Here is a 25,233-nt window from a genome sequence, read left to right as displayed (position 1 = left end):
CCCCTTCGCCACGACGACCTCACCGAAGGCATCCGCCAGCCTCGGACTCAGGAACAAGGCTTCGCCGACTAACAAGGGTTTACCAAAGAGGGCAAGGTCACAGTGTGTAGCCCTGATGCGACTCTAGTGTGCTGTTCTAGCATCGGGACCATGACGGTCCTGCCCGATGACGGGCTTTCGCTGGCCGCCGAGTTCCCTGATGCGACCCATGAGCAGTGGCAGCGCCTCGTGGAGGGCGTACTGCGCAAGTCGGGCAAGGAAGTCTCGGGCGACGCCGCCGAGGAAGCACTCTCCACCACGCTGGAGGACGGGCTCGGCACCCGGCCGCTGTACACCGCGCGGGACGCGGTGCCCGGCGCCTCGGGCTATCCGGGTCTCAGCCCGTATGTCCGGGGCTCCCGACCCGAGGGCGTGACCCCGGGCGGCTGGGACGTACGGCAGCGGTACGCCGGTACGGATCCCGGGGGCACCCGTGACGCGGTCCTCGCCGATCTGGAGAACGGGGTCACGTCGCTGTGGCTGACCGCCGGGTCGCACGGCATCCCCGTCTCCGGTGTCGCCACGGTACTCGACGGCGTATACCTCGATCTGGCGGCCGTCTCCCTCGAAGCGGGCGCCGAATACGGCGCCGCCGCACGGGAGTTGCTCCGGCTTTACGAGGAGCGGGGCATCCCCCGCGCGGAGGCGAGCGGCACGCTCGGCGCCGACCCGCTCGGGCACGAGGCCCGCAGCGGACAGGCCACAGACGCGGCCGACGCGGTCGCCCTGGCACGGGAGACCGTGAGCCGTTGGCCGGGGCTGCGCGCCCTCGCCGTGGACGCACTGCCGTACCACGAGGCCGGGGCGTCGGCGGCGCAGGAACTGGGCGCGTCGATCGCGACCGGTGTCGCCTATCTGCGGCTCCTGACGGACGCGGGCCTTTCGGCGGCGGACGCCTGCGGGCAACTGGAGTTCCGGTACGCGGCGACCGCCGACCAGTTCCTGACCATGGCCAAACTGCGGGCGGCCCGGCGGCTGTGGGCGCGGGTCGCCGAGGTGAGCGGCGCGCCGGGCGCGGGCGCGCAGCGGCAGCACGCCGTGACCTCGTCGGTGATGATGACCCACCGGGACCCCTGGGTGAACATGCTGCGGACCACCGTGGCCTGTCTGGGCGCCGGGGTCGGCGGTGCGGACGCCGTGACGGTGCTGCCCTTCGACCACGCGCTCGGACTGCCGGACGCCTTCTCCCGCCGTATCGCCCGCAACACCTCGACCATCCTCCTGGAGGAGTCGCACCTGGCACGGGTGATCGACCCGGCGGGCGGCTCCTGGTACGTGGAGCGCCTCACCGACGAACTCGCCCACGCGGGCTGGGAGTTCTTCCGGACGATCGAGAGGGCCGGGGGGCAGGGCGCGGCGCTGCGGTCCGGGCTGATCCATGACCGGCTCGCCGCGACCTGGGCCGAGCGCAGCCGTGCGCTGGCCCGGCGCCGTGAACCGATCACCGGCGTCAGCGAGTTCCCGGACCTCGCCGAGCGGACCGTCGAGCGGCCACCCGCCCCGGCCCCGGTCACCGGCGGGCTGCCCCGGGTCCGGCGCGACGAGGCGTACGAGGCGCTGCGGGCCCGGTCCGACGCGCATCTCGCCGCGACCGGCGCCCGCCCGAAGGTGTTCATCGCCGCACTCGGCCCGGCCGCCGCGCACACCGCGCGTGTGACGTTCGCGTCGAACCTGTTCCAGGCGGGCGGCATCGAGCCCGTGCACGATCCGGTGTCCGTGGACGCGGCCACCGTCGCCGGGGCGTTCGCCGCGAGTGGGACGTCGATCGCGTGTCTGTGCTCCAGCGACGCGCTGTACGCGGAACAGGCGCAGACGGTCGCCGCCGCGCTGAAGTCCGCCGGCGCGACCCGGGTGTTCCTCGCGGGCAGGCCCGGTGAGTACGCCGATGTGGACGCGTATGTGTCCGCCGGCGGCGACGCGGTGGCCGTCCTCACCTCCGTACTCGATTCTCTGGGAGTGTCGTGATGGCGATTCCCGATTTCTCCGGCGTCGAATTGGGCACCGGTTCTTCGGACGGGTCCGACGACCGGTGGCGTACAGCAGTGAAGGAATCCACCGGCAAGGACGACAGCGATCTCCTGTGGGACACCCCGGAGGGAATCCAGGTCAAGCCGCTGTACACCGGACGGGACCTGGAAGGGCTCGATTTCCTCGATACCTATCCCGGTATCGCGCCCTATCTGCGGGGCCCGTATCCGACGATGTACGTGAATCAGCCCTGGACCATTCGGCAGTACGCCGGATTCTCCACGGCCGAGGAGTCCAACGCCTTCTACCGGCGCAATCTCGCGGCCGGACAGAAGGGCCTCTCGGTCGCCTTCGACCTGCCGACGCACCGCGGTTACGACAGTGACCACCCGCGTGTCACGGGCGATGTCGGCATGGCCGGGGTCGCCATCGACTCGATCTACGACATGCGGCAACTGTTCGACGGTATTCCGCTGGACAAGATGACCGTGTCGATGACGATGAACGGCGCCGTGCTGCCCGTTCTCGCGCTGTACATCGTCGCCGCCGAGGAACAGGGCGTACCGCCGGAGAAACTGGCCGGGACCATTCAGAACGACATTCTCAAAGAGTTCATGGTCCGCAACACCTATATCTATCCGCCGAAGCCGTCGATGCGGATCATCTCCGACATCTTCGCGTTCACCTCGCAGCGGATGCCCCGGTACAACTCGATCTCCATCTCTGGCTATCACATCCAGGAAGCGGGTGCGACGGCCGATCTGGAGCTGGCGTACACGCTCGCGGACGGTGTCGAATATCTGCGGGCCGGCCGGGACGCGGGGCTCGATGTGGACGCGTTCGCGCCACGGCTCTCCTTCTTCTGGGCGATCGGCATGAACTTCTTCATGGAGATCGCGAAGATGCGGGCGGCGCGGCTGCTGTGGGCGAAGCTGGTCAAGGAGTTCGGGCCGAAGAACACCAAGTCCTTGTCGCTGCGCACCCATTCGCAGACCTCCGGCTGGTCACTGACCGCGCAGGACGTCTTCAACAATGTGACGCGTACGTGTGTCGAGGCGATGGCCGCGACGCAGGGCCACACGCAGTCCCTGCACACCAACGCCCTCGACGAGGCGCTCGCCCTGCCGACCGACTTCTCCGCGCGGATCGCCCGCAACACGCAGTTGCTGATCCAGCAGGAGTCGGGCACGACCCGGGTCATCGACCCGTGGGGCGGCAGCGCGTACGTCGAGAAGCTGACGTACGACCTGGCGCGGCGGGCCTGGCAGCACATCGAGGAGGTCGAGGCGGCGGGCGGTATGGCGCAGGCCATCGACGCGGGCATCCCGAAGCTGCGGGTCGAGGAGGCGGCGGCCCGTACCCAGGCGCGGATCGACTCGGGGCGGCAGCCGGTCATCGGCGTCAACAAGTACCGGGTCGCGACGGACGAGCAGATCGATGTGCTCAAGGTCGACAACTCCTCCGTGCGCACCCAGCAGATCGAGAAGCTGCGGCGGCTGCGCGCCGAGCGCGACGAGGCCCGCTGCCAGGACGCACTGCGGGCCCTGACCGCGTCCGCCGAACGCGGCTCCGGCCCCGGCCTGGACGGCAATCTGCTCGCCCTCGCGGTGGACGCGGCCCGCGCCAAGGCGACCGTCGGCGAGATCTCCGACGCCCTGGAGAAGGTGTACGGGCGACACGCGGGCCAGATCCGTACGATCTCCGGTGTGTACCGCAACGAGGCAGGCGAGTCCCCGTCCGTGGAGCGCACCCGCGCACTCGTGGACGCCTTCGAGCGGGCCGAGGGGCGCCGGCCGCGCATCCTGGTCGCCAAGATGGGGCAGGACGGGCACGACCGGGGCCAGAAGGTGATCGCGACCGCGTTCGCCGACCTCGGTTTCGACGTCGACGTCGGCCCGCTGTTCCAGACCCCGGCGGAGGTCGCACGGCAGGCCGTCGAGGCGGACGTGCACATCGTCGGTGTCTCCTCGCTGGCCGCGGGGCACCTCACGCTCGTCCCGGCGCTGCGCGAGCAGCTCGCCGAGGAGGGCCGCGAGGACATCATGATCGTCGTCGGCGGGGTGATCCCCCCGCAGGACGTCGAGACGCTCCACGAGGCGGGCGCCACGGCGGTGTTCCCGCCCGGCACGGTCATCCCGGACGCCGCGTACGACCTGGTGAAACGACTCGCCGCCCAGCTCGGGCACGAGCCCGACGAGCTGTGAGCCCATGGCGCGCGCGATCGATCTCGACAGTTATGTGAAGGGCGTACTCGACGGGAGGCGCGCGCACATCGCGCGCGCGATCACTCTCGTCGAGTCCACCCGGAGCGACCACCGTGAGCTGGCGCAGCAGTTGCTGACCGCGCTGCTGCCGTACTCCGGGCAGGCCCGGCGGGTCGGGATCAGCGGGGTGCCGGGCGTGGGCAAGTCCACGTTCATCGACGCGCTCGGCACGATGCTCACCGGACTCGGGCACCGCGTCGCGGTACTCGCCGTCGACCCGTCGTCCAGCAAGACCGGGGGCTCGATCCTCGGCGACAAGACCCGGATGGAACGGCTGGCGGTCGATCCCGACGCCTTCGTCCGGCCCTCACCGACGGCGGGCACGCTCGGCGGGGTCGCCAAGGCCACACGCGAGTCGATCGTGGTGATGGAGGCCGCCGGATACGACGTGGTGCTGGTGGAGACGGTCGGCGTCGGGCAGTCCGAGACCGCCGTCGCCAACATGGTCGACACCTTTCTGCTGCTCTCGCTGGCCAGGACCGGTGACCAGTTGCAGGGCATCAAGAAGGGGGTCCTGGAACTCGCCGACGTCATCGCCGTCAACAAGGCCGACGGTCCACACGAACGCGACGCCCGGTCGGCCGCCCGCGAACTCGCCGGTGCGTTGCGGTTGATGCATGGCGCGGACGCGGTGTGGCGGCCACCGGTACTCAGCTGTAGCGCGCGGGAAGGTACCGGGCTCGACGCCGTCTGGGAGCGGGTCGATCAGCACCGGGCACTGCTCGACTCGACCGGCCGACTGGCCGCCAAGCGGCGCGACCAGCAGGTGGACTGGACCTGGACCATGGTCCAGGAGGAGCTGCTCGGACGGTTGCGGGGGCATCCCGTGGTACGGGGGCTGGCCGCCGGGCTTGAACAGCGGGTACGGGAGGGGGAGCTGACGGCGACGAGTGCCGCCGAGCGGATTTTGCGGGCTTTCGAGTACGGGGAGTAAGGGTTCCGCCGAGCGGGTGCCCGATTGGGGCCGGCTTCGATTCCGCCGGACACTCGCCGTCGTGGGTACTCGCCGCTGCGGCGGGAAAGGGGGCCGCGCCCCCCTTCAGCCCCTCCAGAGGGCTGTGCCCCCCGTCAAGCCTCCCCAAAGGGCTGCGCCCCTTCCCCAGGGCCCCCTAGGGCGCCTCCCCACCGGCTGCGTTTCACCCGTTTGGACGCACTCCGATCGCCTCGCCGTTCGGGCGGGCCGATGCTCGGGGCACCGGGTCCTTCTGGCCGTGCGGCCGGAGGACCGAGCTTCGAGGGGAGACCCCATGAGCACCTCCACACCTCCGTCGGCCGGCGCCCCGGCGCCCGGCAGGGCACCGCACGACCGGTCCACCTCCGCCCGCGAGAGCTGGGCCACGGGTGGCACGGTCTTCGCCGGTGTCCTGCTGATGGTCTCCGGAATCATGGCCATCCTGAACGGCATCGCGGCGGTCGCCACGGACGACATCTACACGTCGATCGGCAACTACGTGTTCAAGTTCAGCCTGACCTCCTGGGGCTGGATCCACATCGGCCTGGGTGTCGTCCTCGCGGTGGTCGGCTACGGCGTCCTCAAGGGCGCCGACTGGGCACGGGCGCTGGGCGTGGGCCTGGCGTCGCTCAGCCTCCTGCTCAACTTCATCTGGCTGCCCTACCAGCCGCTGTGGGCGCTCACCGTGATCGCGATCGACATCTTCGTGATCTGGGCCCTGTGCACCGCCCACAGCCGCAGGGCCGTGGTCTGAGCCCATGCCGGAACCGGGCGCGGACTCGGCGCGGGCCACCGCCCGTGACGGCTGGATCTGGGGATACCCGGTGCTGGAGAACTACCGCACCCTGTACGCCCAGGCCGTCGACGACGCCGATCCGCGCTCGGTGGGCGGCTTCGGCCGCTTCCTGCACCACGCACGGCACGACACCCGCTCCCGCCCCCGTACGCCCGCCGCCCCGGACGGGGTGACGGCGGACCACGGCACCCCGCTCTCGTGGGCCTGGCTGGATCTGCGGGCCGAGCCATGGGTGGTGTCGGTACCCGCGACCGACCGGCGCTACGTGCTGACGGTGCACGATCTGGACACCCCGTACGTCGGTTTCATCGGCTCGCGGACCACCGGCCGGGCGGCCGGGGACTATCTGGTCGCCGGGCCGGGGTGGACCGGCGGTGTGCCGTCGCGGCTGACGGGCGCGCTGTTCGCGGACACCCTCCTGGTGGGGATCGTGGGGCGCGCGTATCCGGCGGGACCCGACGACGTCGACGGGCCGCGGGCGGTGCGCGAGGGCTGGCGGCTGACGCCGCTGTCCCGGTTCCTGGACCGTCCCGCGCCGCATCCGGCGCCGGAGCCCGTCTGGCCCGTGTGGCGCGAGGAGGACCTCGGCTCGGTCGAGTTCTTCACGCTGCTCGACTTCCTGCTCCAGTTCTGTCCGGTGCCGGCCGGCGGCTCACCGCTGCGCGAACGCCTCGCGGCGCTCGGTGTGACGGGCGGCGGCGAGTTCGAACCGGCCGCGCTGACATCAGAGTTGACGGCGGCGATCGAACAGGGCATCGCGGACGCCCGCGCCCTGCTGAAGGAGGCCGAGGCGAGCACCACGCACCGGTTCGGCACCCGGCAGGAGCAGGGCGACGACTTCCTGACCCGCGCGGTCGGCGCCGCCAAGGGCCTGTACCGACTGCCGGCCGCCGAGGCCCGGTACGCCGGACGGTCCCCGGACGACCCCGGCGACGACGCACACGCCGGGACCGAGTGAGAGGGGAGACCCATGGCGCCCGTACTCCCGTCCCTGGCCACCCTCAGGTCGCTCGCCGCCGACGCGTATGTGTACGGCCATCCGCTGGTCCTGGATCTGACCGCGGCCGACGGCTTCGTGCGCGAGGGCCTGGGCCCGCTGCCGCCGCGCCCCTTCAACCGGTTCGCGCACGCGCCCCGGCTGGCCGGTCCGGACACGCCGTTCGTGTCCGTGAACAACGACACCGCGTACTCGATCGCCCAACTCGACCTCTCCGGCGGACCCTTGTTGCTGCACGTCCCGGACACCAACGGGGCTTACTACGTACTCCAGTTCGTGGACGCCTGGACCGACAACTTCGCCTACGTGGGACAGCGGGCGACCGGCACCGACGAGGCGTCGTGGCTGATCGTGCCGCCGGGCTGGTCGGGCATCGTGCCCCCGGAGGTGCGCGGGGTGATCGACGCGCCGACGACGGTCGCGACGATCGTCGGGCGCAACGCGTGCGACGGACCCGACGACATGGAGCGGGTACGGGTCCTGCACCAGCATCTGACGCTGACACCGGTCGGCTCACCGCACCCCACCGGACTGCCGGAGCCCGACCCGGATGTGCCCGACGACCTGCGGTTCTTCGAGCGCCTGCGGGTGTGGACGGCCGCGTTCCCGCCCTCGGCGCCCGACCAGGCGTACCAGGAGCGGTTCCAGCCGATCGGCCTCCTGGAGGAGGGCGCGTCGCCGTACGCGGACGCCGACCCGGTGCTGGTACGGGCGCTGCGCGAAGGGCTGGCAGAGGGGCAGGCGCGGGTGGAGGAGGCGAGCACCACGCCGACGTCCGGCGACGGTGAACGGCCACCCGGGGCCTGGGAGATGGACCCGCACCTCTTCGACTACAACCTCGACCACTTCGGCGTCGGCACCATCGACGCGCCGCGCTGGCGGACCGCCGACCGCGAGGATTCCTATCTGCGCCGCGCGGTCGCCGCGCGGCTCGGGCTGTGGGGCAACCACGGGTACGAGGCGGTGTACGCGGTCACCTTCCGGGACGCCGACGGCGAGCCGCTGACCGGGGCCCGGTCGTACACGCTGCGGTTCGACGTCCTGCCGCCGGTCGGCGCGTTCTGGTCGGTGACGATGTACGACACCCCGGAGTACCACCTCGTCGCCAACCCCATGGACCGTTACTCGATCGGCGACCGTACGCCGGATCTGCGGTACGCCGACGACGGGTCGCTGACCCTCCTGATCCAGCGGGACCCGCCGACGGACACGGCCAACTGGCTACCCGCTCCCCCGGGGCCGTTCCGCCCGATGATCCGTCTCTACCTGCCCGATGACCCGGTCATCGACGGCACGTACACGCTGCCGAGGATCGTCAGACGCCGTGGGCGGCGGTGACCACGCCCGCTGCGATGGCCGCCTCCAGGGCCTTGTGGTCGAGGGCGGTCCGGTCGGCGTAGCGGAGGGCGAAGTCGGCGACGGCGTGGTCGAAGCTGTCGCCGGAACCGAGGTAGGCGGCGACGGCGATCCGGTCGCCCGAGCGGGCGTGGGCGCGGGCCAGGGCGGTGCCGCAGAGCCGTGCGTAGCGGACGAGTGCGCGGTGGCTCATGCCCGCGATGTCGACCGATCCCTTCGGGTCGCGCACCTGGCGCCAGTAGTAGGCGCGGCCCTGCGGCCCGGTCATCCAGCCGAGGAAGATGTCGGCGGACGCCTGGAGCAGCCGCTGCCCGGCGACGACGCGGTGTGCCGGGTGGACGTACGCGCCGTCCGGCAGGTGCTCCTCCAGGACGGACCGGCCGGCCTCCTTGATCTGGAGGAACAGCGGGTCGTCGGTGTCCCGCCCGGTGAGCAGCACGATGAAGCAGCGGATACCGACACCGCCGACACCGACGACCTTTCGGGCGGCGTCGACGAAGTGGTAGCGGTCCAGGAGGAGTCGGCGCTCCTCGGAGAGCGTGGACCGGTAGTCGTTGAAGATCTTCCGCAGCGCCGCCATGTCCGGTTTCCCCACGGGGTCGAGAAGCGGCGGATCGTGGACGAGACGGCGCCCGCCCTCTCCGCTCTCGGTGAGCTTGTCGAGGGCTTGCAGGCTGGTACGGCGGCGGGCGTGCGCGAGGCTCGCGGGGATCCGGCGTCGGCGCCCGGCGGAGCGCGTCAGGGGGCGGATGTCCGCCGTGCCGACGCGGTCGTACCAGACGTCCAGTTCGCCGCGGGTCGCCAGGCGGCGCATCGCGGTGCGGTACGCGGTGGCGGCCTCCTGGGCGGTGCGGTGGGCCTGGGGGTCGGTGTGCCCGTTCTCACGGGCGGCCACGGCCGCGCTCACGGCGAGCCGTTTCACGTCCCACTCGAAGGGGCCGGGGTATGTCTCGTCGAAGTCGGTCAGGTCGAACATCGGGGTGCCGTCGGCCGATGCGAACACGCCGAAGTTGAGCAGATGGGCGTCGCCGCAGAGCTGGACCGTGAGCCCGGTGTGCTGCTGTGCGGCGAGGTCGGCGGCCATCAGCGCGGCGGCCCCCCGCAGGAACGCGAGCGGGGACACGGCCATCCGCCCATATCTGATCGGGAGCAACTCCGGTACGTGGTCGGCGCCCTTGCGTTCCAGTACGGCCACGGGGTCCGGACGGCCGGCGGCCGGAATCCAGGCACCGTGCGAGCTGCGCGAGGCGCGCTTACGGGCGGCGCGACCTCGCGCCGCGCGCTCGGCGGGGGTGGCGGGGATGACACTCACGACCGACGCCTCCTGCCCCTGCCCTGAACCTGTCACACCAGTGAACGGGGGGTATGGGGGGTACGCATTCCAGGCTTGTCGAATGGGTGACGGCTCCCTGCCGGGGGCTGGGAGGGGGCGTGCACCCCCTCGGACGCGTCTTTGGCATGCGGCCGAGTAAAAGGGGTGCGTCCCTCGAACCCCGCGCGGAGCGCCGGGCGGGCGGGGTGCGCGCCACCGTGGCCGGCGCGCACCCACTCCCCTCCAGACACCGCGTCAGCGGTTCGCGGCTACCGGTTGTACCTCATGAAGGCTCGGACCATGTGGCACGTCGTGTCCGACGGTGGGTGGATTCCTATGCGCTCCGCCGTCGTCCGGATGCGGTGGTTGTGGGCCTGGTTCGGCACGAACACGCCCGAGTCGAGCAGCGCGATCGCGAGCCGCATGGCCTTGAGCCTGCGGTTGTGCGTGATGTACCACTCCCGCGGACGTCCCGCGGGCAGCGCCTTCTTCTCCAGTGGGGTGTACGGAAGGTCGATCAGCAGAGGCTGGTGCATGAGTGCGGCAGCGGGCACGGGCATCCTCCTGTCGCGAACGGGGGCTCCCCTCGAACCCCTCGAACACTGCCTCCAGTTTACTGCCCGGCACTGACATCCAGGGATCCGCAGAGCCCATCAAATGTCCAGGTGAGCACGGGAATTGCCACCGTGTCACGCCCGGTCCCCGAGATGCGCGTGAGGCGGTGGAAATTCGAACAGAACCGACGGGTGGGTACTGCCGTGAGTCTGTTTCGTACGGGTGGGGTGTCTCGTGTGTTCAGCGGCTCGTGTGTGGTTTACGTAACTCCTGTTCCGGGCGGTGCCGTTGAGTCGCGACCTCCTGTGGTCCGTACCTAGCACCACCACCCGCACCGGACCACAGGAGGTCGCGCATGTCGCGGAAGAAGACCCTCAGCTCGAAGCGGAAGATCGCGCTGGCCGTGAGCGCGGCCGTCGTAGCCGGCGGCGGCGCGTTCGCCTTCGCGGCCAACAGCAACGCGGCTCAGTCCTCGACGGTGTGCGACGGCCTCAACACGGCGCTGTCCAACAACCAGAAGTTCATCGAGGGCCAACGCGCCAACCCCGACGCCCAGTCGGCGGCCCGGATAGCCAACCGTGAGGCCGTCATCGCGCAGATCCAGGTGCAGCAGAAGGCATCGGGCTGTGAGGTGACCGGCGGTGCGCAGGGAGCGAGTGGGGGCGGGGGCGGGCAGGCTACCGAGCCGGCGGCGCCGAGTGCGCCCGCCGAGCAGACCGGTGGCGCGGGGGACGGTGGTGGGGCCGTGAACGGGCAGCAGGTGTGCACCGGTTCCACGGTCACCCTGTCCGGCGAGGGCGGCGCCCCGGCCGCGTCCAGCAACCAGTTCCCGGCCGGCACCAAGCTCAAGGTCACCAACCTGGACAACGGCAAGTCGACGACGGTGGAGGTCACTTCGGTCTCCGGCAGTTGCGCCCTGCTCAACAACGCCGCGTTCGAACTGGTCCGCGAGCCCGGCAAGTTCCTCATCCGCCGCGCGGTCATCGAGAAGGTCGGCTGAGGGACCCCAGAAACGCGGCCGTCCTGCTGTTCACATCGGCGGGCATCACGAACGGGAGAGCGTGGTGCGAGACGCCTGGCAGGACGGCCGCCGCCACCTCCGGCAGCGTCCCGGACGCGCGGGCGGCCACCCGGTGAGGGTCGTGCGCGCGGCCGGCCCCCGCCAGGAGCAGCAGGACCGGACACCGCAGCCCGCGCAGCGCGGCCGGGTCCGGGCGGGGGCCGGTGACCGGCCGGACCGTCGGGAGGACCGCGGCGCGCTCCTGGAGCCGCAGCAGAGCGGGGTCGAGCGGTGCTCCCCCGGCGGTCTCCCACGCCAGGAAGCGGCGGTACCGGGGGGCCGTGGGCCGCAGCAGCAACGGCAGCGCCCGCAGCAGATAGCCCGCGCGGAACCCGGCGAAGCACCCGGTCGGATCGAGCAGCACCAGGCTCCGTACCCGCGCGGGGGCGTGCAGCGCGTAGTGCAGGGCGATCCAGGCCCCGTACGAGTGCCCGCACAGGTCGACGGGCGACCCGGCCGGCAGCAGCCCGTCCAGGAGTGCGTCCAGCCAGGCCGTGAGGTCGCTCACCGCGCGCACCGGCCGCTCCGGGTCCGGTGTGCTGTACCCGGCGTCCCCGACCATGTCGACCGCGAACACCCGGTGCGTACCGGACAGTTCGGCGGCCGTCGCGTACCAGCCGGCGGAGGTCGCGCCGCCGCCCGGCAGCAGGACGAGCGGCGGCGCGTCATGCGGCCCGCAGGTGTGCACCCGCGTCGGGCCGTACAGCGTGGGCACGGTCAGGGACTCCGTGCCGTCCGGCCAGCGGGCCATGACCTCGTCGTACGCCGTGTCGAACTCCGCGCGGACGGTGTCCCGCGCGGTCTCCCGCCGCGTTCCGGCCATCGTGACCCCTCGCTTGGCAATAATCTCGCTCAGCGAGATATATTCGACCACAGAAACGACCACAGAAACAGGCCCGGACACCACGCGGAGGTCGGTATGGAGAAGCAGGGCCCGGCGATGGAGATCGTGCATCTGCTGCGCGCGGTGGTCGTCGATCTCGGCCTGCTCAACGCGGAGTTCGCGGCCCGCAACGGTATGCACCCCACCGATGTGCGGGCCCTGATCTGTCTGATGGACGCGCTGCGCGCGGACACCCCACTGACGGCGGGCCTGCTGGGCACCCGGCTCGGTCTGAACTCGGCCGGCACGACCGCCGTCATCGACCGGCTGGAACGGCTCGGCCATGTGCACCGGGTCCGTGACGGGCACGACCGGCGCCGGGTCCACATCGAGCTGGACGAGCGCGCCATCGCATTGGGCACGGCGTTCTTCGGCCCCCTGATCGACCGCACGGTGGACCTGCTCACCGGCTACGACGAGCGGGAACTGGCAGCGGTACGGGGGTTCCTGGAGGGTGTGCGGACGGCGGCCGGGTAACACGGGGTTCATCGTCGGGCAACGATCGGGAAATCGCGGGTTGACAGGGTCGGGGTACCGCCGCCGCACGCGCACCGCGCCCCTTGCGGCGCCACCCGCGAAGACCGCGCCGCCCGGCGCTCCCCGAAGGATGTGGCCCGTGACCTTCAAGGCTGAGTACATCTGGATCGACGGCACCGAGCCGACGGCCAAGCTCCGTTCGAAGACCAAGATCCTCACGGGCTCCCCTGAGTCGGTCCCGGCCCTCGCCGAGCTGCCGATCTGGGGCTTCGACGGATCCAGCACCAACCAGGCCGAGGGCCACGCCTCGGACCGGGTGCTCAAGCCGGTCTTCTCGTGCCCCGACCCGATCCGGGGCGGCGACGACATCCTCGTGCTGTGCGAGGTCCTGAACACGGACATGACGCCGCACCCGTCCAACACCCGTGCGCCGCTCACGGAGTTGGCGGAGAAGTTCGCCGCGCAGGAGCCGATCTTCGGCATCGAGCAGGAGTACACGTTCTTCGAGGGCGACCGTCCCCTCGGCTTCCCCGTCGGCGGCTTCCCGGCCCCGCAGGGCGGCTACTACTGCGGTGTCGGCGCGGACGAGATCTACGGCCGTGACGTCGTGGAGGCGCACCTGGAGAACTGTCTCAAGGCGGGCTTGGGAATCTCCGGCATCAACGCCGAGGTCATGCCGGGGCAGTGGGAGTTCCAGGTCGGTCCGCTGGCCCCGCTCGACGTCTCCGACCAGCTGTGGGTGGCGCGCTGGCTGCTGTACCGCACGGCCGAGGACTTCCAGGTGTCGGCGACCCTCGACCCGAAGCCGGTGAAGGGCGACTGGAACGGCGCGGGCGCGCACACCAACTTCTCCACGAAGGCGATGCGCGAGGGGTACGACGCGATCATCACGGCGTGCGAGTCGCTCGGTGAGGGTTCCAAGCCGCTGGACCACGTCAAGAACTACGGCGCCGGAATCGACGACCGGCTGACCGGTCTGCACGAGACAGCCCCCTGGAACGAGTACAGCTACGGCGTCTCCGACCGGGGCGCGTCGGTCCGTATCCCGTGGCAGGTCGAGCAGGACGGCAAGGGATACATCGAGGACCGCCGCCCGAACGCGAACGTCGACCCGTATGTGGTGACGCGGCTGATCGTCGACACGTGCTGCACGGCCCTGGAGAAGGCAGGGCAGGTCTGATCCGCACCCTCCCGCTCACGAAGGGGGCGCCCACCGATTCCGGTGGGCGCCCCCTTCGTGCGCCGTCGCCCTTCGCGCTGCGTCAAGTTCACGCCAAGGCGGCGTCCGACCTGTGAGAGGGCCCTCCTCGGTGTCGTAATGGTCTGGTTCAATGGGCCCATGGCCAGCAACCGGAACGCAGACACGGGTCGACCCGACCTGTACGACCTGGAGCCCTTCTGGCCGTCCCGTCAGCACCACGACTTCGACCGGGTGTGTTGCCGCGTGGTGAAGGCGCAGGCCCTCTAAAGCCGCTCACCCCGGCCTTCGGCCAGCGCGCACGACGTACGTCCCTCGACGACGCGAGTCATGGATCTCGCCGTCCTCGACGCCACCGACGACTCCTCGCGCGAAAGAGCTGACCTCTCATGGCGAACACCCGTTCCCCCCGTCCCTTCCCCGGCTACGCCACCACCGCCGCCACCGCCGCCGCTCCGGCCACCGGTCCCGCGCGGCCCGGCCCCACCACCCCCGCACGGCACCGACTGCGGGCCGTCGACCGGGACGAGGTGGTGAACGTCGCGGATCTGCTGCCGCCGGGCGCCACCTGGCTGCCCGCGCCGCAGCACACCCTGCCGACGCTGCCCGGACAGCCGCCGATGGTCGGCTATCTGGTGCTGGTCCCGGCGGACCAGCAGCCCCCGCTGCCCGTGCCGGTCCCCGACCGCCTCACCCAGGAGCCCGGCACCCGCACGGCGACGGCAGGCCAGGCCGCGTTCGCCGGCGATGTGCTGGTCGGCGTCGACACCGCGCAGCGCACCGCCCACGTCGACGGTCGCGCCCTGGACCTGACGTACCTCGAATTCGAGCTGCTCGCCCATCTCGTCGCGCACCCGCACCGCGTCCACACCCGCGACCAGCTCGTCACCACGGTCTGGGGTTACGGCCATGTCGGCGACGGCCGCACCGTGGACGTCCACATCGCCCGGCTGCGCCGCAAGCTGGGCGCCGAGCATCGCAAGGTGATCCAGACGGTTCGGCGGGTCGGCTACAAGTACGCGCCGCCGGCGGTGCGCTAGTCCCGCCGGCGCCCGGCACCAGGACCTCGTACCGGAGGGGGTGGGGCCAGCACCACCCCCCGAACCGGGGGGCGCCCCCCGTGACCCAGCCTGCGCGGACGGGGAGACTGGTGCCGGGACCGGGGGCCGGGACCCGGGGCGACGGACGGAGCGGTCAGGTGAGTGCGGGCATGAGGGTGCGGGCGGCGGTGGTCGCGGGGGTGCGCGGACTGATGGTGTCGGTCGTGGCGCTCGCCGGATCGATCATCCTCTTCGTGCTGATGATCCTGTCGATCGTGTTCACCGTGCTGAGCATCGGGTTCCTCACCACCCCCACGGTGATCGGCTGGGTGCGGTCCTTCGCGAACTGGCGGCGCGTGACGGCCGCCGAGTGGTGCGACGTACGGATCCCGGCCACGTACCGCCCGCTGCCGCCGGACCTGCCGGGCGGCCCCATCGGGCGGGTCCGGCTCTGTGTCCATCTGCTGAAGGACCCGGCGACCTGGCGGGAGCTGGCCTGGCTGCCGGCCGACATGACGGCGGGCTTCGTCACCGCGCTGCTGCCCGCCGCGCTGATCGTCTACCCGTTCGAGGGCATCGCGCTGGGCGCCGGACTGTGGCGGGCCTTCACGGACGGCTCGCGCATCGGCTACTGGTACGGCTTCGTGCCCATCGCCGGACCGGGCACCGGCCTGCTGGCCGCCCTCCTCGGCCTGGTGCTCTTCACGGTCGGTGTGTTCACGGCGCCGCGGCTGCTCACCCTGCACTTCCAGCTGACGCGGACCTTCCTCGTACCGGGCCAGGGCGAGCTGGCCGAGCGGGTCCGGGTCCTCACCGAGACCCGGCGCGACGCGGTCGACACCTCGGCGGCCGAACTGCGCAGGATCGAGCGTGATCTGCACGACGGCGCACAGGCCCGCCTGGTCGCGATGGGCATGGACCTGGGCACCATCGAGGCCCTGGTCGACAAGAACCCCGAGAAGGCCAAGGAACTCCTGACCCGGGCCCGCCTGTCGTCGGCCGACGCCCTGACCGAACTGCGGGACCTGGTCCGGGGCATCCATCCGCCGGTGCTCGCCGAGCGCGGACTCGGCGACGCGGTCAAGGCCCTCGCGCTGCGGCTGCCGCTGGCGACCGAGGTCGACGTGGATCTGCCGGGGCGGCCCGACGCGCCGGTGGAGTCGGCGGTGTACTTCGCGATCAGCGAGGTCGTCACCAACGCGGTCAAGCACGCGGACGCCGACCGTATCTGGGTCGACATGCACCACGCCGAGGGCGCGCTGCGCGTCGCGGTGACGGACAACGGCGTGGGCGGCGCGGTCGTCGGCGCGGGCTCGGGGCTCGTCGGGGTGGAGCGGCGACTCGGTACATTCGACGGCGTCCTGGCCGTCAGCAGTCCCGCGGGCGGTCCCACCATGGTCACCATGGAGATCCCTTGCGCGTTGTCCTAGCCGAAGACCTCTTTCTTCTGCGTGACGGTCTGGTCCGCCTCCTTGAGGCATACGACTTCGAGATCGCCGCCGCCGTCGAGACGGGGCCCGAACTCTCCCGTGCGCTGGCCGAGTTGGCGCCCGACGTGGCCGTGGTGGACGTCCGGCTGCCGCCCTCGCACACCGACGAGGGGCTCCAGTGCGCGCTGGCCGCCCGCCGCGCCCGGCCCGGTCTGCCGGTCCTCGTCCTGTCCCAGCACGTGGAGCAGTTGTACGCGCGCGAGCTGCTCGCCGACGGCAACGGCGGGGTCGGCTATCTGCTGAAGGACCGGGTGTTCGACGCCGAGCAGTTCATCGACGCGGTACGCCGGGTCGCCGGCGGCGGTACGGCGATGGACCCGCAGGTGATCCAGCAACTGCTGTCGCGGCACTCGGCGGACAAGCCGCTCGGCCGGCTCACACCGCGCGAGCGGGAAGTGCTCGACCTGATGGCGCAGGGCCGGTCCAACGCGGCCATCGCGGGCCAACTCGTCGTCACGGAACGGGCGGTGGCGAAGCACACGTCCAACATCTTCGTGAAGCTCGGGCTGCCCGTGTCGGACGACGACAACCGCCGGGTGCTCGCGGTACTCGCCTATCTCGACGGGGAAAGGTGACGCGTGGGCCGTTCGCCCGTAAGCGAGGAGTGTGCGGGAGTTGAGGGAGTTGAGGAGGAATTGGTCACGGAGACTCCTACAAACTCTTGAGAGGTTTGAACACCAGCACCACGCGTCCCGTATGGAATGGAGCCGCTTCACCCCTGCCGTACGCCCCCGGCCCGGCAAGGAAGCAGAGGAGTTCCATGGGACGCACATCACGTAAACGGCGATCAACACTGGCCAATCGCGCAATAGCCGCGTCGGCCGCGTTGCTCCTGGGCGGAGGCGGGCTGATCGCGGCCAATGTCTATGCCTCCGCACACGAGGAGAACGGGGGGCAGCGAGGCGGCGGCGCGGGCGCACAGCCGGCCGTGGCCACGATCGACTGCCCCGACATCGGCAATGAGTTGAGGGACGTGCCGGACGCCGCACGCGGGGAGGTCGACGGCGAACTGGCCACGCTGGACAGCCAGATCACCGAGTCCTACCAGCGACTGGCGGCGTCCCGTGACGCCGCGGCCCGCGACCCCAGTTTCGTGCAGAACTCCATTCTCGGCCCGCTGAAGGACCGGCGCACGGCGATCATCCAGCGCATCCGCCTGGAGATCACCCGCCAGGGCGGCCAGCCGCCGCAGCGGATCGACTCGATGGCGCCCTGCACGGGACGCGCGCCCGACAACAACGGGCAGAACCCGAACCAGGGCGGCAACCAGAGCGGAGGTCAGAACACACAGGACCCGAACGCGAACGGCGGCCAGAACGGCGGTCAGAACGGCGGCGACCCGGGCCAGAACGGCGGCCAGGGCACCGACGCGGGCCAGGCCAACGGCGGTCAGGGCGACGGCGGTCAGGGTCAGGGCAACGGTGGTCAGGCGGGCAACGGTCCCAACGACGCGGACTTCGTCGACATCAAGTCCGTCCAGCCCAATGTGAAGACACCCCGCGCCAAACGGAACGCGGCACGCGGCACCTTCACCACCAAGTGCGGCACCAACCAGAACGGCAAGTTCAACCCGGACAACGTCATCGTCGCGCCGGGTGTGAGCAATGGCGCCCACCATATGCACGACTACATCGGCAACCAGGCGACGGACGCCTTCTCCAGCGACGACGCCCTCGCCAACGGCGCGACCACCTGCAAGAACCAGGGCGACAAGTCGACGTACTACTGGCCCGTGCTGCGGGTGCAGAACGGGCAGGCGGGCAACGACGCCGAGGCCGACGGCGGTGGCAAGGACAGCAACGTCGGTCAGATCCAGACGCCGTCGCAGGTCTCCATCAAGTTCACCGGCAGCCCGGTCGGCAAGGTCGTCGCCATGCCGAAGTTCCTGCGGATCATCACCGGTGACGCCAAGGCGTTCGTCAACGGCAACGCGAACGCCAACGCGTCCTGGAGTTGCACCGGATTCGAGAACCGGCAGCTCAAGGACAAGTACCCGCTCTGCCCCCAGGGCAGCCAGGTGGTGCGGACCTTCCGCTTCCAGAGCTGCTGGGACGGTCAGAACACGGACAGCGCGAACCACCGTACGCATGTGGCGTTCGCCGACCCCAACTCGGGCGCCTGCCCGCAGGGGTTCAAGGCGATCCCGCAGATCGTGCAGCGGATCGTGTACAACGTGCCGGCCGAGCGGAACTTCGCGGTCGACTCCTTCCCCGAGCAGCTGCACAAGCCCGTCACCGACCACGGTGACTTCATCAACGTCTTCGACGAGAACCTGATGAACAAGGCCGTGAGCTGCATCAACCGCGGCAAGAGCTGTACCTGACGGCGGAGGCGGGCGGCCCTGGGGCCGCCCGCCTTCTCCCGTCCACCAGACCTGCGCGGTCAGCTCATCCTGTGTGACCCGAGTGCCCGGAAGGGTGCTCGGAGGGCATGTTCTCGCTACCCCCGCCACTGGTCCCCATGTGGTGCGAGGACTCCTCCAGGTCACCGCCGAGCCGGCCGCGCAGCGCCGTCACCACGTCGGACTCGCCGACGGCGATCCACTTGCGGCCCACGAGATACGAACCGCCGTAGTCCTTCGCCTCGTTGAGCCACTCGCGCTGGCCACGGTCGGTGGCGAAGGTGGCGAGGACGAACCGGCCGTCGCCGGTCCTGCAGTTCGCCTGCCGGATCTCCTGTGCGTCGGTCTGGAGATCGGGCCGGCACTTCACCTTCGACGCGAGCTGTTCCAGGCTGCCGGTGGCCGTCTTCGGCACCTCGCCGCCCCGGTCGCCGCCGCATCCGCTCAGGGCCGCCATGAGCACCACGGCGCCCACGGCTCCCGCCGCGCACTTCCCGCTCGCCGACCGCTTCATCCGCGTTGTCCCCTCTGCTCCATCTGCACTGTCCCACCCTGTCCTACACTGCCCTGCTCTGCCCTGCACTGTGCTGGTCTGTTCAGCCCTACTCTGTCCTGCCCTGTGCTGCTCTCTTACGGCGAAAACGCCCCGCCTGCCGCGTGCGCACCGTTGAGCCGGGTGGGTCACCCGGTTACCGTGCGCCGCACCATCCGACGCAGGGGGTACAGATGACCAATCCGACGCGACGCACGGTGCTCGGCACGACGGGTGCGGTCGGGCTCGGGACCGTCCTGGGTACGACCGTCCCGGCCCATGCCGCGGGCAGCCCCTCACAGGGCCCCTCCTTCGATACGGCTCCCGCGCGCGCCGTGCTCAATCGGCTGCTGCCGGACCACGCGTCACAGTTCACCCTCACCCCCGTCGCGCCCCACCCGGGGCGCGAGAGATTCCGTGTCACGGGGACCACAGGGCGCGTCCGGGTCGAGGGGACGAGCCCCGCGGTCCTGCTCACCGGGGTCCACTGGTACCTCAAGTACGTGTGCGGGGCGCACATCGCGTGGAACGGCAGCCAACTCGACCTGCCGCGCCGACTGCCCGCGCCCGCCCGGCCCCTGGAGCGCTCGACCGCGCTGCCGCACCGATTCGCGCTGAACGACACCAACGACGGCTACACCGCGCCGTACGCGGACTGGCCGTACTGGGAACGGATGATCGACATCCTCGCGCTGCACGGCTGCAACGAGGTGCTCGTCATCGCGGGCACCGAGGAGGTCTACCGGCGCACCCTGCGGGACGTCGGATACAGCGACGAGGAGGCGCGGGCCTGGCTGCCCGCGCCCTCGCACCAGCCGTGGTGGCTGCTCCAGAACCTCTCCGACTACGGCGGACCCCTCTCGCCCGAACTCCTCGCGCGCCGCGCCGCGTTGGGCCGCCGCATCGCGGACCGGCTGCGCGAGTTGGGCATGGCGCCCGTCCTGCCCGGCTACTACGGGCACGTCCCGGACGGCTTCGTCGAACGCGACGGCGGTGACGCCCGGGTCGTCCCGCAGGGCACCTGGCACGGCTTCGCCCGGCCCGACTGGCTCGACCCGCGCACCGACGCCTTCGCGCGCGTGGCCGCCGCGTTCTACCGGCACCAGGCGGACGTGTTCGGCGAGGCACGGCACTTCAAGATGGATCTGCTGCACGAGGGCGGCACCGCGGGTGACGTACCCGTCGGGGACGCGGCACGCGGCGTGGAGAAGGCTCTCCAGGCCGCGCGGCCCGGCGCGACCTGGGTGATCCTCGGCTGGGAGGCCAATCCGCTGCCCGCGCTCCTCGACGCCGTCGACCGGGACCGGATGCTGATCGTGGACGGTGTCTCGGACCGCTACACGAGCGTGCGGGACCGCGAGAAGGACTGGGGCGGCACCCCGTACGCGTTCGGGACGATCCCCAACTTCGGCGGGCGCACCACGATCGGGGCCCGCACCCATCTGTGGAACGAGAAGTTCTTCGCCTGGCGCGACAAGCCGGGCAGCGCGCTCGCCGGTACCGCGTACATGCCGGAGTCCACGGACCGCGACCCGGCCGCCTTCGAGCTGTTCTCGGAACTCGCCTGGACGGCGGGCCCGGTGGACCGCGCCGCCTGGTTCGCGTCGTACGCGGACTTCCGGTACGGGGCGCGCGGCGGCGCCGCGCGGGACGCCTGGCGGGCCCTGCACGACACGGCGTACCGGCACACCGCCGTGGAGCGCAGCGATCCGCACGACTCGCTGTTCGCGGCCCGCCCCGACCTGGCCGCCAACCGTGCCGCCGAGTACGCGCCGCGTGCCCTCACCTACGATCCGGGCCGTTTCGACGCGGCGCTCACCGGGCTGCTCGGGGTCCCGGCGGCGCTGCGCGGCAGTTCCGCGTACCGCTACGACCTGGTCGACGTGGCCCGGCAGGCGCTCGCGCACCGCAGCCGGCAGTTGCTGCCGCAGTTGCGGGCCGCGTACGACCGCAAGGATCCGGACAGCTTCCGGGCGCTGTCGACGCTGTGGCTGCGGCTGATGCGGCTCTCGGACGACGTGACGGGCGCGCACGGCGCGTTCCTGCTCGGGCCGTGGATCGAGGACGCGCGGCGGCTCGCGACGAACGACACGGAGCGCGCCGAGTTCGAGCGGACCGCGAAGGTGCTGATCACCACCTGGGGCGGCCGGGCCACATCGGACGCGGGCAATCTGCACGAGTACGGGAACCGGGAGTGGCACGGTCTGGTCGCCGACTTCTATCTGCCGCGCTGGCAGAAGTGGCTCGACGCGCTCCAGGACGCGTTGGCCTCGGGGCGCGCGCCGACCGCCGTGGACTGGTTCGCGTTCGAGGAGCCGTGGACGCGGGAGCGCAAGGACTATCCGATGCGCCCGGTCGCCGACCCGTACCGCACGGCCACGCGGGTACGGGACGCGCTGGCGAAGGCGCCCTACCAGGGTGGGTTGAGCGTGACGGCCGAGCCGCCCGCCTTCCCGCCCGGCGGGCACGCGCGCGTGCGGGCCGACTTCGGCAACGTCAACGGGCTGCGCGCCACGGGCCGCGTCGACTTCACGCTGACCGGGATCGACGCGACGGCCGAGGGTCCGGTGTCGCTGGCGTCGGTCCCCGCGGCCGGTACCGGCTCGGTGTCCTGGCGGGCGAGTGCCCCTTCCGTGCCGCTGGACCGGCCGCTGCGTCCGCTGCCGTACACGCTGACCGTGCGGTACGGGCCGCGCGGTGAGGACCGGGTGAGCGGTGTCCAGCAGGGCACCCTTTTCGAGGCGGGGCCGCTGGGTGCGGGGTGGCGGACGGTCTCCAACAACGCGGCGGTGTTCGGGCAGTGGGAGGACCGGTTCGCGATCGACGGGGCGGGCGCGGACCTGTGGAAGGGCACCACGGAGTTCGGCGCGGTCTACCGTGAGGGCGCGTTCGGGGACGGGGTTCCGGTGGTCCTGAGGGTGGACGCGCAGGCGGTGACGGGACCTTGGGCGCGGGCCGGGATCATCGTCCGGAACAGCCTGGCCACCGCCGGCTCGGCGGGCTTCCTGAATCTGGCGGTGACCCCGGCCAACGGTGTCGTCCTGTCCTACGACACCACGGGCGACGGCACGCTCGACACGTACAAGCGGATCACCGGGATCAAGGCCCCGGTGCTGCTGCGGCTCACCCGCGCGGGTGGCGCGTACACCGGGGACTGCTCGACGGACGACGGGGCGAGTTGGCGGACGGTCGCGACGGTCGCGGTGCCGGGGGCGGCGGCCGTGCAGGACGTGGGGCTGTTCATGAGCGCGACGAACGGGGGTGGTGGGGCGCGCGGGACGGTGGAGTTCAGCGGTTGGGAGGTCGGCGGACCGAGTAACTCCGGCGACCGGTAGGGCTGCTGGGGGGCGGTGGGGGGCGAAGGGTCGGGCGTCGGCGGGGGTGACCATCGCACGATTCGCTCGTTCTGCTGAACGTGCAGTCACAGGATGTCGCCACCCGCCGCCCCGACCACCCCTCCGGACCGGTCGTAGACGTGGAGCAGGCCGAGGCCGCGCTCGTCGAGCACTATCCGCGGCTCGTCCGGCTCGCCTATCTGGTGCTCCCGCCCAGCCTCGGCCGTAACCGCCGTGTCCTCACGGCACACGCGCTGACGCAGCGGGCGCTGCCTCGCGGCCGGACGACGAGCGACGCGGCGGTGATCACCCCCCGGCGCCCCGACGACGCCCGTAACGCCGACCCCGGCTACACCTTCGTACGCCAGCGGGTGCTCAGGACCGCGCTCGACGCGGGACTTCCGCTGCGGCGGCTCGCGTGGCCGAAGCGGGCGCAGTTGCCGCCGGTGCTGCCGCACGTGTGGGGGCTGCGGCTGTTCCCGCGCTCCGGTGGCGCCGACGAACTCGCCCTGGACCAGCGGCTGTCGGCGCTGAGCGGTGCGGCCCGTGCGGCGTATGTACTGCGGGGTCTCGAACGGCTGCCGGACGACGGGGTGCGCGGGATTCTCGCCGCCGCCGGGGTCGACGACCCGGAGGACGCGCTCGACGAGGCCGACGAGATCGAGGCGTCGTACGCGCTGCTCCTGTCACCGGAGTTCGACCCGTGCTCGCTCCAGGCGCGGCCGACGGATCTGATGCGGCGCAGGCAGCACATGAAGGCCGCCCTCGTCGCGGCGGTCGCCGCGCTGGTGTGCGGGGCGCTGCTCGGGCTGCCGGGCGACGGCTGGGGCCCGGACGGCGCGGCGGCCCCGCCGTACGCCCGTAATCCGGCGCAGCAGGCGGCCCTCGATCCGGCGCAGCTCACCAAGGTGGCGCCCGCCGCGTGGAAGGACTCCGCACGGACGGACTTCTCGGTGTGGCCCGCGCGCGGGAGCCTCACCGGCGACAAGGCGTTGCTGCGCCGGGCGCTCGCCGTGTGGGCGCGGCCCGGCGGTTCGGTCCAGGTGACGGCGACGCCCGGCACGGCGGCCGGAGCGCCCCCGGGCCCGGCGCAGTTGCTGTACGCGGGCGAGGTCGACCAGGCCCGTGTGGTGCTGCTGTACGACGGGCTGCGGATCGTGCGGTACGCGGAGCCGAAGACCGGCACGAGCGGCGCGGCGCTCGACTTCGCGCGGGTCGACGGGGCGACCGGATCCGAGGCGAACGCGGTGGTCGTGGGGCGCGCGGACAGCAACGTGCGCTATCTGACGGCGCCTTGGGTGACGGCGACCTCGATGCGGGACCTTCTCAAGCCGGACGCGGAGCCGACACCGCTGCGGCGGTCGGCGGACGGTGTCACGGATCCGCTCGCGGGCTCGGGGCGGTCCGACGCCGCGACGGGCGTGTGCACGTCCTGGAACGCGCTCCAACTGGGGGACAACTCGGGCACCCGCCTGATGGCCGACCTCGGCGAACTGGTGCCCGCGCATCTGACCTCCGGCAAACCCGGCGCCATGCGTGAGGCGACGGGCCGGGCGGCCCTGTCCGCCTGGTCGCAGACCGGCTGCTCCCTCGCGGCGGTACGCGGCCACGGTGTACGGACCGTCAACGCCTGGGAGTACGCCCGGCAGACACTCCCCGAGACCAACGGCACGGCGACCTGGCTGTGCACCCGCGCGGACACCTGGCGTGGTGCCGGCAGCCGGGTACTCGCCCAGGTCCAGGCCCCCGGCAAACCGGCCGCGGCGGTCGCGGCCCAGTCCGAGGACTCCCCCGCCTGCGGCACCCGCGACCCTCAGGTCCTGGCCGGCGTCCTGTGGAAGTCGAAAACAGGCGCCTGGTACCTCCTGGCAGCCGCCACCCCCGACGTGACGGACCTGACCACCACGGGCGACGTGGAGTCCACAACCCCCGGCAACACGGTAGCCCTCCCCACCGAACAGGGAGCCCAGGCAACATTGACGGCCCACATGCCGAACGGCAGGGAAATCACGGCGCTGCACTAGCCGGTACGGCCCTGTCCCTGCCCCCCGTACCTGTTCAGAACCCCCAAGGGTTCGGATGGGGTGTGGCCGTTGGGTCTTCGGACCAGACGAGGCGGGTTTCCACGTCGGGGCCGATCAGGGTGGTGAGGCGGGTGGTGGCCCAGGACGTCCAGTAGACGCCGCCCGGGTATTCGGGGAGGCGGAAGGCCGGCAGGTGCGAGGGGACGGCTTCGGGGCGGAAGATCGCCTTCTTGACCTCGCCGGTCGTCTTCTTCGGCTTCGAGGAGCGCCGGGTGTCCAGGCAGTCCACGATGCTTTCGACCAGGAAGAGGACGTAGGCGCCGGGGGCGGCGCCCTCCACATGGACCGGCACGAAGGAGCCGGCCGGTGCGAACTCCTCCCGTACCAGCTCGGCCACCCGTCCGCTGAGGATCGGCGCCCCGGGGTAGCCGGAGGGGAACTCCGTGACCCGCAGCTTCGGGTCTCCCTGCAACTCCGCGTCCAACTCCGTGGGCCGCGCGTCGGACGGCGACCCCTGAATCTGCCAGCGGATGAGGGTGACGAGGGAGGGGCCGAGGAAGAGGGTACGGAAGTCGCCCAGGGCGGGGAGCAACCGGTATACGGCACCTGCCATG

General features: G+C 71.5%; 21 protein-coding genes. 16 read left to right on the top strand and 5 right to left on the bottom strand.

From position 1 onward, the window contains the following. Positions 1 to 150: 150 nt before the first annotated feature. The 6 genes from ACFVT5_RS35705 (at position 151) to ACFVT5_RS35680 (ending at position 8,354) form a co-directional block, all read left to right on the top strand. Positions 151 to 2,004 (top strand): methylmalonyl-CoA mutase family protein, encoded by a 1,854-nt coding sequence (locus ACFVT5_RS35705; RefSeq protein WP_389896837.1) that lies wholly within the window; start codon positions 151 to 153, stop codon positions 2,002 to 2,004. Then, entirely contained in the window at positions 2,004 to 4,211 is a 2,208-nt protein-coding gene (gene scpA, locus ACFVT5_RS35700; RefSeq protein ID WP_389896835.1) for a methylmalonyl-CoA mutase, read from the top strand. The genes ACFVT5_RS35705 and scpA overlap by 1 nt, the downstream gene beginning before the upstream one ends. Positions 4,212 to 4,215: 4 nt before the next feature. Further along, positions 4,216 to 5,205 carry a methylmalonyl Co-A mutase-associated GTPase MeaB gene (meaB, locus tag ACFVT5_RS35695; protein WP_389896832.1) on the top strand — a complete coding sequence of 330 codons (990 nt, stop codon included), beginning with the start codon at positions 4,216 to 4,218 and terminating at the stop codon, positions 5,203 to 5,205. A gap of 313 nt (positions 5,206 to 5,518) precedes the next feature. Continuing rightward, the gene (locus ACFVT5_RS35690) at positions 5,519 to 5,977 is read left to right on the top strand and encodes a hypothetical protein (protein WP_389896830.1); all 459 of its coding nucleotides are present in this window, start codon (positions 5,519 to 5,521) and stop codon (positions 5,975 to 5,977) included. Positions 5,978 to 5,981: 4 nt separating this feature from the next. Continuing rightward, positions 5,982 to 6,977 (top strand): DUF1254 domain-containing protein, encoded by a 996-nt coding sequence (locus ACFVT5_RS35685; RefSeq protein ID WP_389896828.1) that lies wholly within the window; start codon positions 5,982 to 5,984, stop codon positions 6,975 to 6,977. A gap of 12 nt (positions 6,978 to 6,989) precedes the next feature. Beyond that, the gene (locus tag ACFVT5_RS35680) at positions 6,990 to 8,354 is read left to right on the top strand and encodes a DUF1254 domain-containing protein (protein ID WP_389896826.1); all 1,365 of its coding nucleotides are present in this window, start codon (positions 6,990 to 6,992) and stop codon (positions 8,352 to 8,354) included. On the opposite strand, the gene ACFVT5_RS35675 is transcribed toward ACFVT5_RS35680, so the two are convergent. Both ACFVT5_RS35675 and ACFVT5_RS35670 read right to left on the bottom strand, forming a co-directional pair. Next, positions 8,332 to 9,684, bottom strand: a complete 1,353-nt coding sequence (locus ACFVT5_RS35675) for a DUF2252 domain-containing protein (protein WP_389896824.1) — start codon at positions 9,682 to 9,684, stop codon at positions 8,332 to 8,334. The two genes, ACFVT5_RS35680 and ACFVT5_RS35675, sit on opposite strands and share 23 nt — an antisense overlap. Before the next feature lie 269 nt (positions 9,685 to 9,953). After that, complete coding sequence (locus tag ACFVT5_RS35670; protein ID WP_389896822.1) at positions 9,954 to 10,244, bottom strand: hypothetical protein; 291 nt, start codon at positions 10,242 to 10,244, stop codon at positions 9,954 to 9,956. 350 nt (positions 10,245 to 10,594) lie between these two features. Between ACFVT5_RS35670 and ACFVT5_RS35665 the strand changes: the two genes are divergently transcribed. Further along, positions 10,595 to 11,239: a hypothetical protein gene (locus tag ACFVT5_RS35665; protein WP_389896819.1), complete on the top strand. Its 645-nt coding sequence runs from the start codon at positions 10,595 to 10,597 to the stop codon at positions 11,237 to 11,239. Here the strand turns inward: ACFVT5_RS35665 and ACFVT5_RS35660 are convergent. Further along, entirely contained in the window at positions 11,220 to 12,122 is a 903-nt protein-coding gene (locus ACFVT5_RS35660; protein ID WP_389896817.1) for an alpha/beta fold hydrolase, read from the bottom strand. The genes ACFVT5_RS35665 and ACFVT5_RS35660 overlap by 20 nt on opposite strands. 96 nt (positions 12,123 to 12,218) lie before the next feature. On the opposite strand from ACFVT5_RS35660, the gene ACFVT5_RS35655 reads away from it, so the two are divergent. The 7 genes from ACFVT5_RS35655 to ACFVT5_RS35625 all read left to right on the top strand — a co-directional run bounded on the left by ACFVT5_RS35655 (position 12,219) and on the right by ACFVT5_RS35625 (position 18,710). Next, the gene (locus tag ACFVT5_RS35655) at positions 12,219 to 12,659 is read left to right on the top strand and encodes a MarR family winged helix-turn-helix transcriptional regulator (protein ID WP_389896815.1); all 441 of its coding nucleotides are present in this window, start codon (positions 12,219 to 12,221) and stop codon (positions 12,657 to 12,659) included. A 139-nt stretch (positions 12,660 to 12,798) separates the two neighbouring features. Further along, positions 12,799 to 13,839 carry a glutamine synthetase gene (gene glnII, locus ACFVT5_RS35650; protein WP_389896813.1) on the top strand — a complete coding sequence of 347 codons (1,041 nt, stop codon included), beginning with the start codon at positions 12,799 to 12,801 and terminating at the stop codon, positions 13,837 to 13,839. 159 nt (positions 13,840 to 13,998) lie between these two features. After that, positions 13,999 to 14,127: a hypothetical protein gene (locus ACFVT5_RS35645; protein WP_389896811.1), complete on the top strand. Its 129-nt coding sequence runs from the start codon at positions 13,999 to 14,001 to the stop codon at positions 14,125 to 14,127. 119 nt (positions 14,128 to 14,246) lie between these two features. Beyond that, complete coding sequence (locus tag ACFVT5_RS35640; protein ID WP_389896809.1) at positions 14,247 to 14,897, top strand: winged helix-turn-helix domain-containing protein; 651 nt, start codon at positions 14,247 to 14,249, stop codon at positions 14,895 to 14,897. Positions 14,898 to 15,067: 170 nt separating this feature from the next. After that, on the top strand, positions 15,068 to 16,327 hold the full coding sequence (locus tag ACFVT5_RS35635) for a histidine kinase (RefSeq protein WP_389897000.1): 1,260 nt from the start codon (positions 15,068 to 15,070) through the stop codon (positions 16,325 to 16,327). Next, positions 16,312 to 16,962: a LuxR C-terminal-related transcriptional regulator gene (locus tag ACFVT5_RS35630; RefSeq protein WP_389896807.1), complete on the top strand. Its 651-nt coding sequence runs from the start codon at positions 16,312 to 16,314 to the stop codon at positions 16,960 to 16,962. The genes ACFVT5_RS35635 and ACFVT5_RS35630 overlap by 16 nt, the downstream gene beginning before the upstream one ends. Before the next feature lie 185 nt (positions 16,963 to 17,147). Further along, complete coding sequence (locus ACFVT5_RS35625; protein ID WP_389896805.1) at positions 17,148 to 18,710, top strand: DUF1996 domain-containing protein; 1,563 nt, start codon at positions 17,148 to 17,150, stop codon at positions 18,708 to 18,710. A gap of 64 nt (positions 18,711 to 18,774) precedes the next feature. On the opposite strand, the gene ACFVT5_RS35620 is transcribed toward ACFVT5_RS35625, so the two are convergent. Then, entirely contained in the window at positions 18,775 to 19,242 is a 468-nt protein-coding gene (locus ACFVT5_RS35620) for a hypothetical protein (protein WP_389896803.1), read from the bottom strand. A 212-nt stretch (positions 19,243 to 19,454) separates the two neighbouring features. On the opposite strand from ACFVT5_RS35620, the gene ACFVT5_RS35615 reads away from it, so the two are divergent. Beyond that, positions 19,455 to 22,595, top strand: a complete 3,141-nt coding sequence (locus ACFVT5_RS35615; protein WP_389896801.1) for an alpha-N-acetylglucosaminidase — start codon at positions 19,455 to 19,457, stop codon at positions 22,593 to 22,595. A gap of 80 nt (positions 22,596 to 22,675) precedes the next feature. Further along, positions 22,676 to 24,619 carry a hypothetical protein gene (locus tag ACFVT5_RS35610; RefSeq protein WP_389896799.1) on the top strand — a complete coding sequence of 648 codons (1,944 nt, stop codon included), beginning with the start codon at positions 22,676 to 22,678 and terminating at the stop codon, positions 24,617 to 24,619. Between the two features lie 34 nt (positions 24,620 to 24,653). Here ACFVT5_RS35610 and ACFVT5_RS35605 read toward each other — a convergent pair whose 3' ends face one another. After that, positions 24,654 to 25,232, bottom strand: coding sequence for a hypothetical protein (locus tag ACFVT5_RS35605; RefSeq protein WP_389896797.1), 579 nt, complete (start codon positions 25,230 to 25,232; stop codon positions 24,654 to 24,656). Position 25,233 lies beyond the last annotated feature (1 nt).

The sequence above is a fragment of the Streptomyces sp. NPDC058001 genome (genome assembly GCF_042886315.1).
Lineage (GTDB): Bacteria > Actinomycetota > Actinomycetes > Streptomycetales > Streptomycetaceae > Streptomyces.
This window is presented reverse-complemented; position numbering and strand designations above follow the sequence as displayed.

Bases quoted from the DNA above. Each gene is read 5' to 3' on its own strand.
- ACFVT5_RS35705 (WP_389896837.1), top strand. From the start codon at position 151: ATGACGGTCCTGCCCGATGACGGGCTTTCGCTGGCCGCCGAGTTCCCT.
- scpA (WP_389896835.1), top strand. From the start codon at position 2,004: ATGGCGATTCCCGATTTCTCCGGCGTCGAATTGGGCACCGGTTCTTCG.
- meaB (WP_389896832.1), top strand. From the start codon at position 4,216: ATGGCGCGCGCGATCGATCTCGACAGTTATGTGAAGGGCGTACTCGAC.
- ACFVT5_RS35690 (WP_389896830.1), top strand. From the start codon at position 5,519: ATGAGCACCTCCACACCTCCGTCGGCCGGCGCCCCGGCGCCCGGCAGG.
- ACFVT5_RS35685 (WP_389896828.1), top strand. From the start codon at position 5,982: ATGCCGGAACCGGGCGCGGACTCGGCGCGGGCCACCGCCCGTGACGGC.
- ACFVT5_RS35680 (WP_389896826.1), top strand. From the start codon at position 6,990: ATGGCGCCCGTACTCCCGTCCCTGGCCACCCTCAGGTCGCTCGCCGCC.
- ACFVT5_RS35670 (WP_389896822.1), bottom strand. From the start codon at position 10,244: ATGCCCGTGCCCGCTGCCGCACTCATGCACCAGCCTCTGCTGATCGAC.
- ACFVT5_RS35665 (WP_389896819.1), top strand. From the start codon at position 10,595: ATGTCGCGGAAGAAGACCCTCAGCTCGAAGCGGAAGATCGCGCTGGCC.
- ACFVT5_RS35660 (WP_389896817.1), bottom strand. From the start codon at position 12,122: ATGGCCGGAACGCGGCGGGAGACCGCGCGGGACACCGTCCGCGCGGAG.
- ACFVT5_RS35655 (WP_389896815.1), top strand. From the start codon at position 12,219: ATGGAGAAGCAGGGCCCGGCGATGGAGATCGTGCATCTGCTGCGCGCG.
- ACFVT5_RS35645 (WP_389896811.1), top strand. From the start codon at position 13,999: ATGGCCAGCAACCGGAACGCAGACACGGGTCGACCCGACCTGTACGAC.
- ACFVT5_RS35640 (WP_389896809.1), top strand. From the start codon at position 14,247: ATGGCGAACACCCGTTCCCCCCGTCCCTTCCCCGGCTACGCCACCACC.
- ACFVT5_RS35635 (WP_389897000.1), top strand. From the start codon at position 15,068: ATGAGGGTGCGGGCGGCGGTGGTCGCGGGGGTGCGCGGACTGATGGTG.
- ACFVT5_RS35625 (WP_389896805.1), top strand. From the start codon at position 17,148: ATGGGACGCACATCACGTAAACGGCGATCAACACTGGCCAATCGCGCA.
- ACFVT5_RS35620 (WP_389896803.1), bottom strand. From the start codon at position 19,242: ATGAAGCGGTCGGCGAGCGGGAAGTGCGCGGCGGGAGCCGTGGGCGCC.
- ACFVT5_RS35615 (WP_389896801.1), top strand. From the start codon at position 19,455: ATGACCAATCCGACGCGACGCACGGTGCTCGGCACGACGGGTGCGGTC.
- ACFVT5_RS35605 (WP_389896797.1), bottom strand. From the start codon at position 25,232: ATGGCAGGTGCCGTATACCGGTTGCTCCCCGCCCTGGGCGACTTCCGT.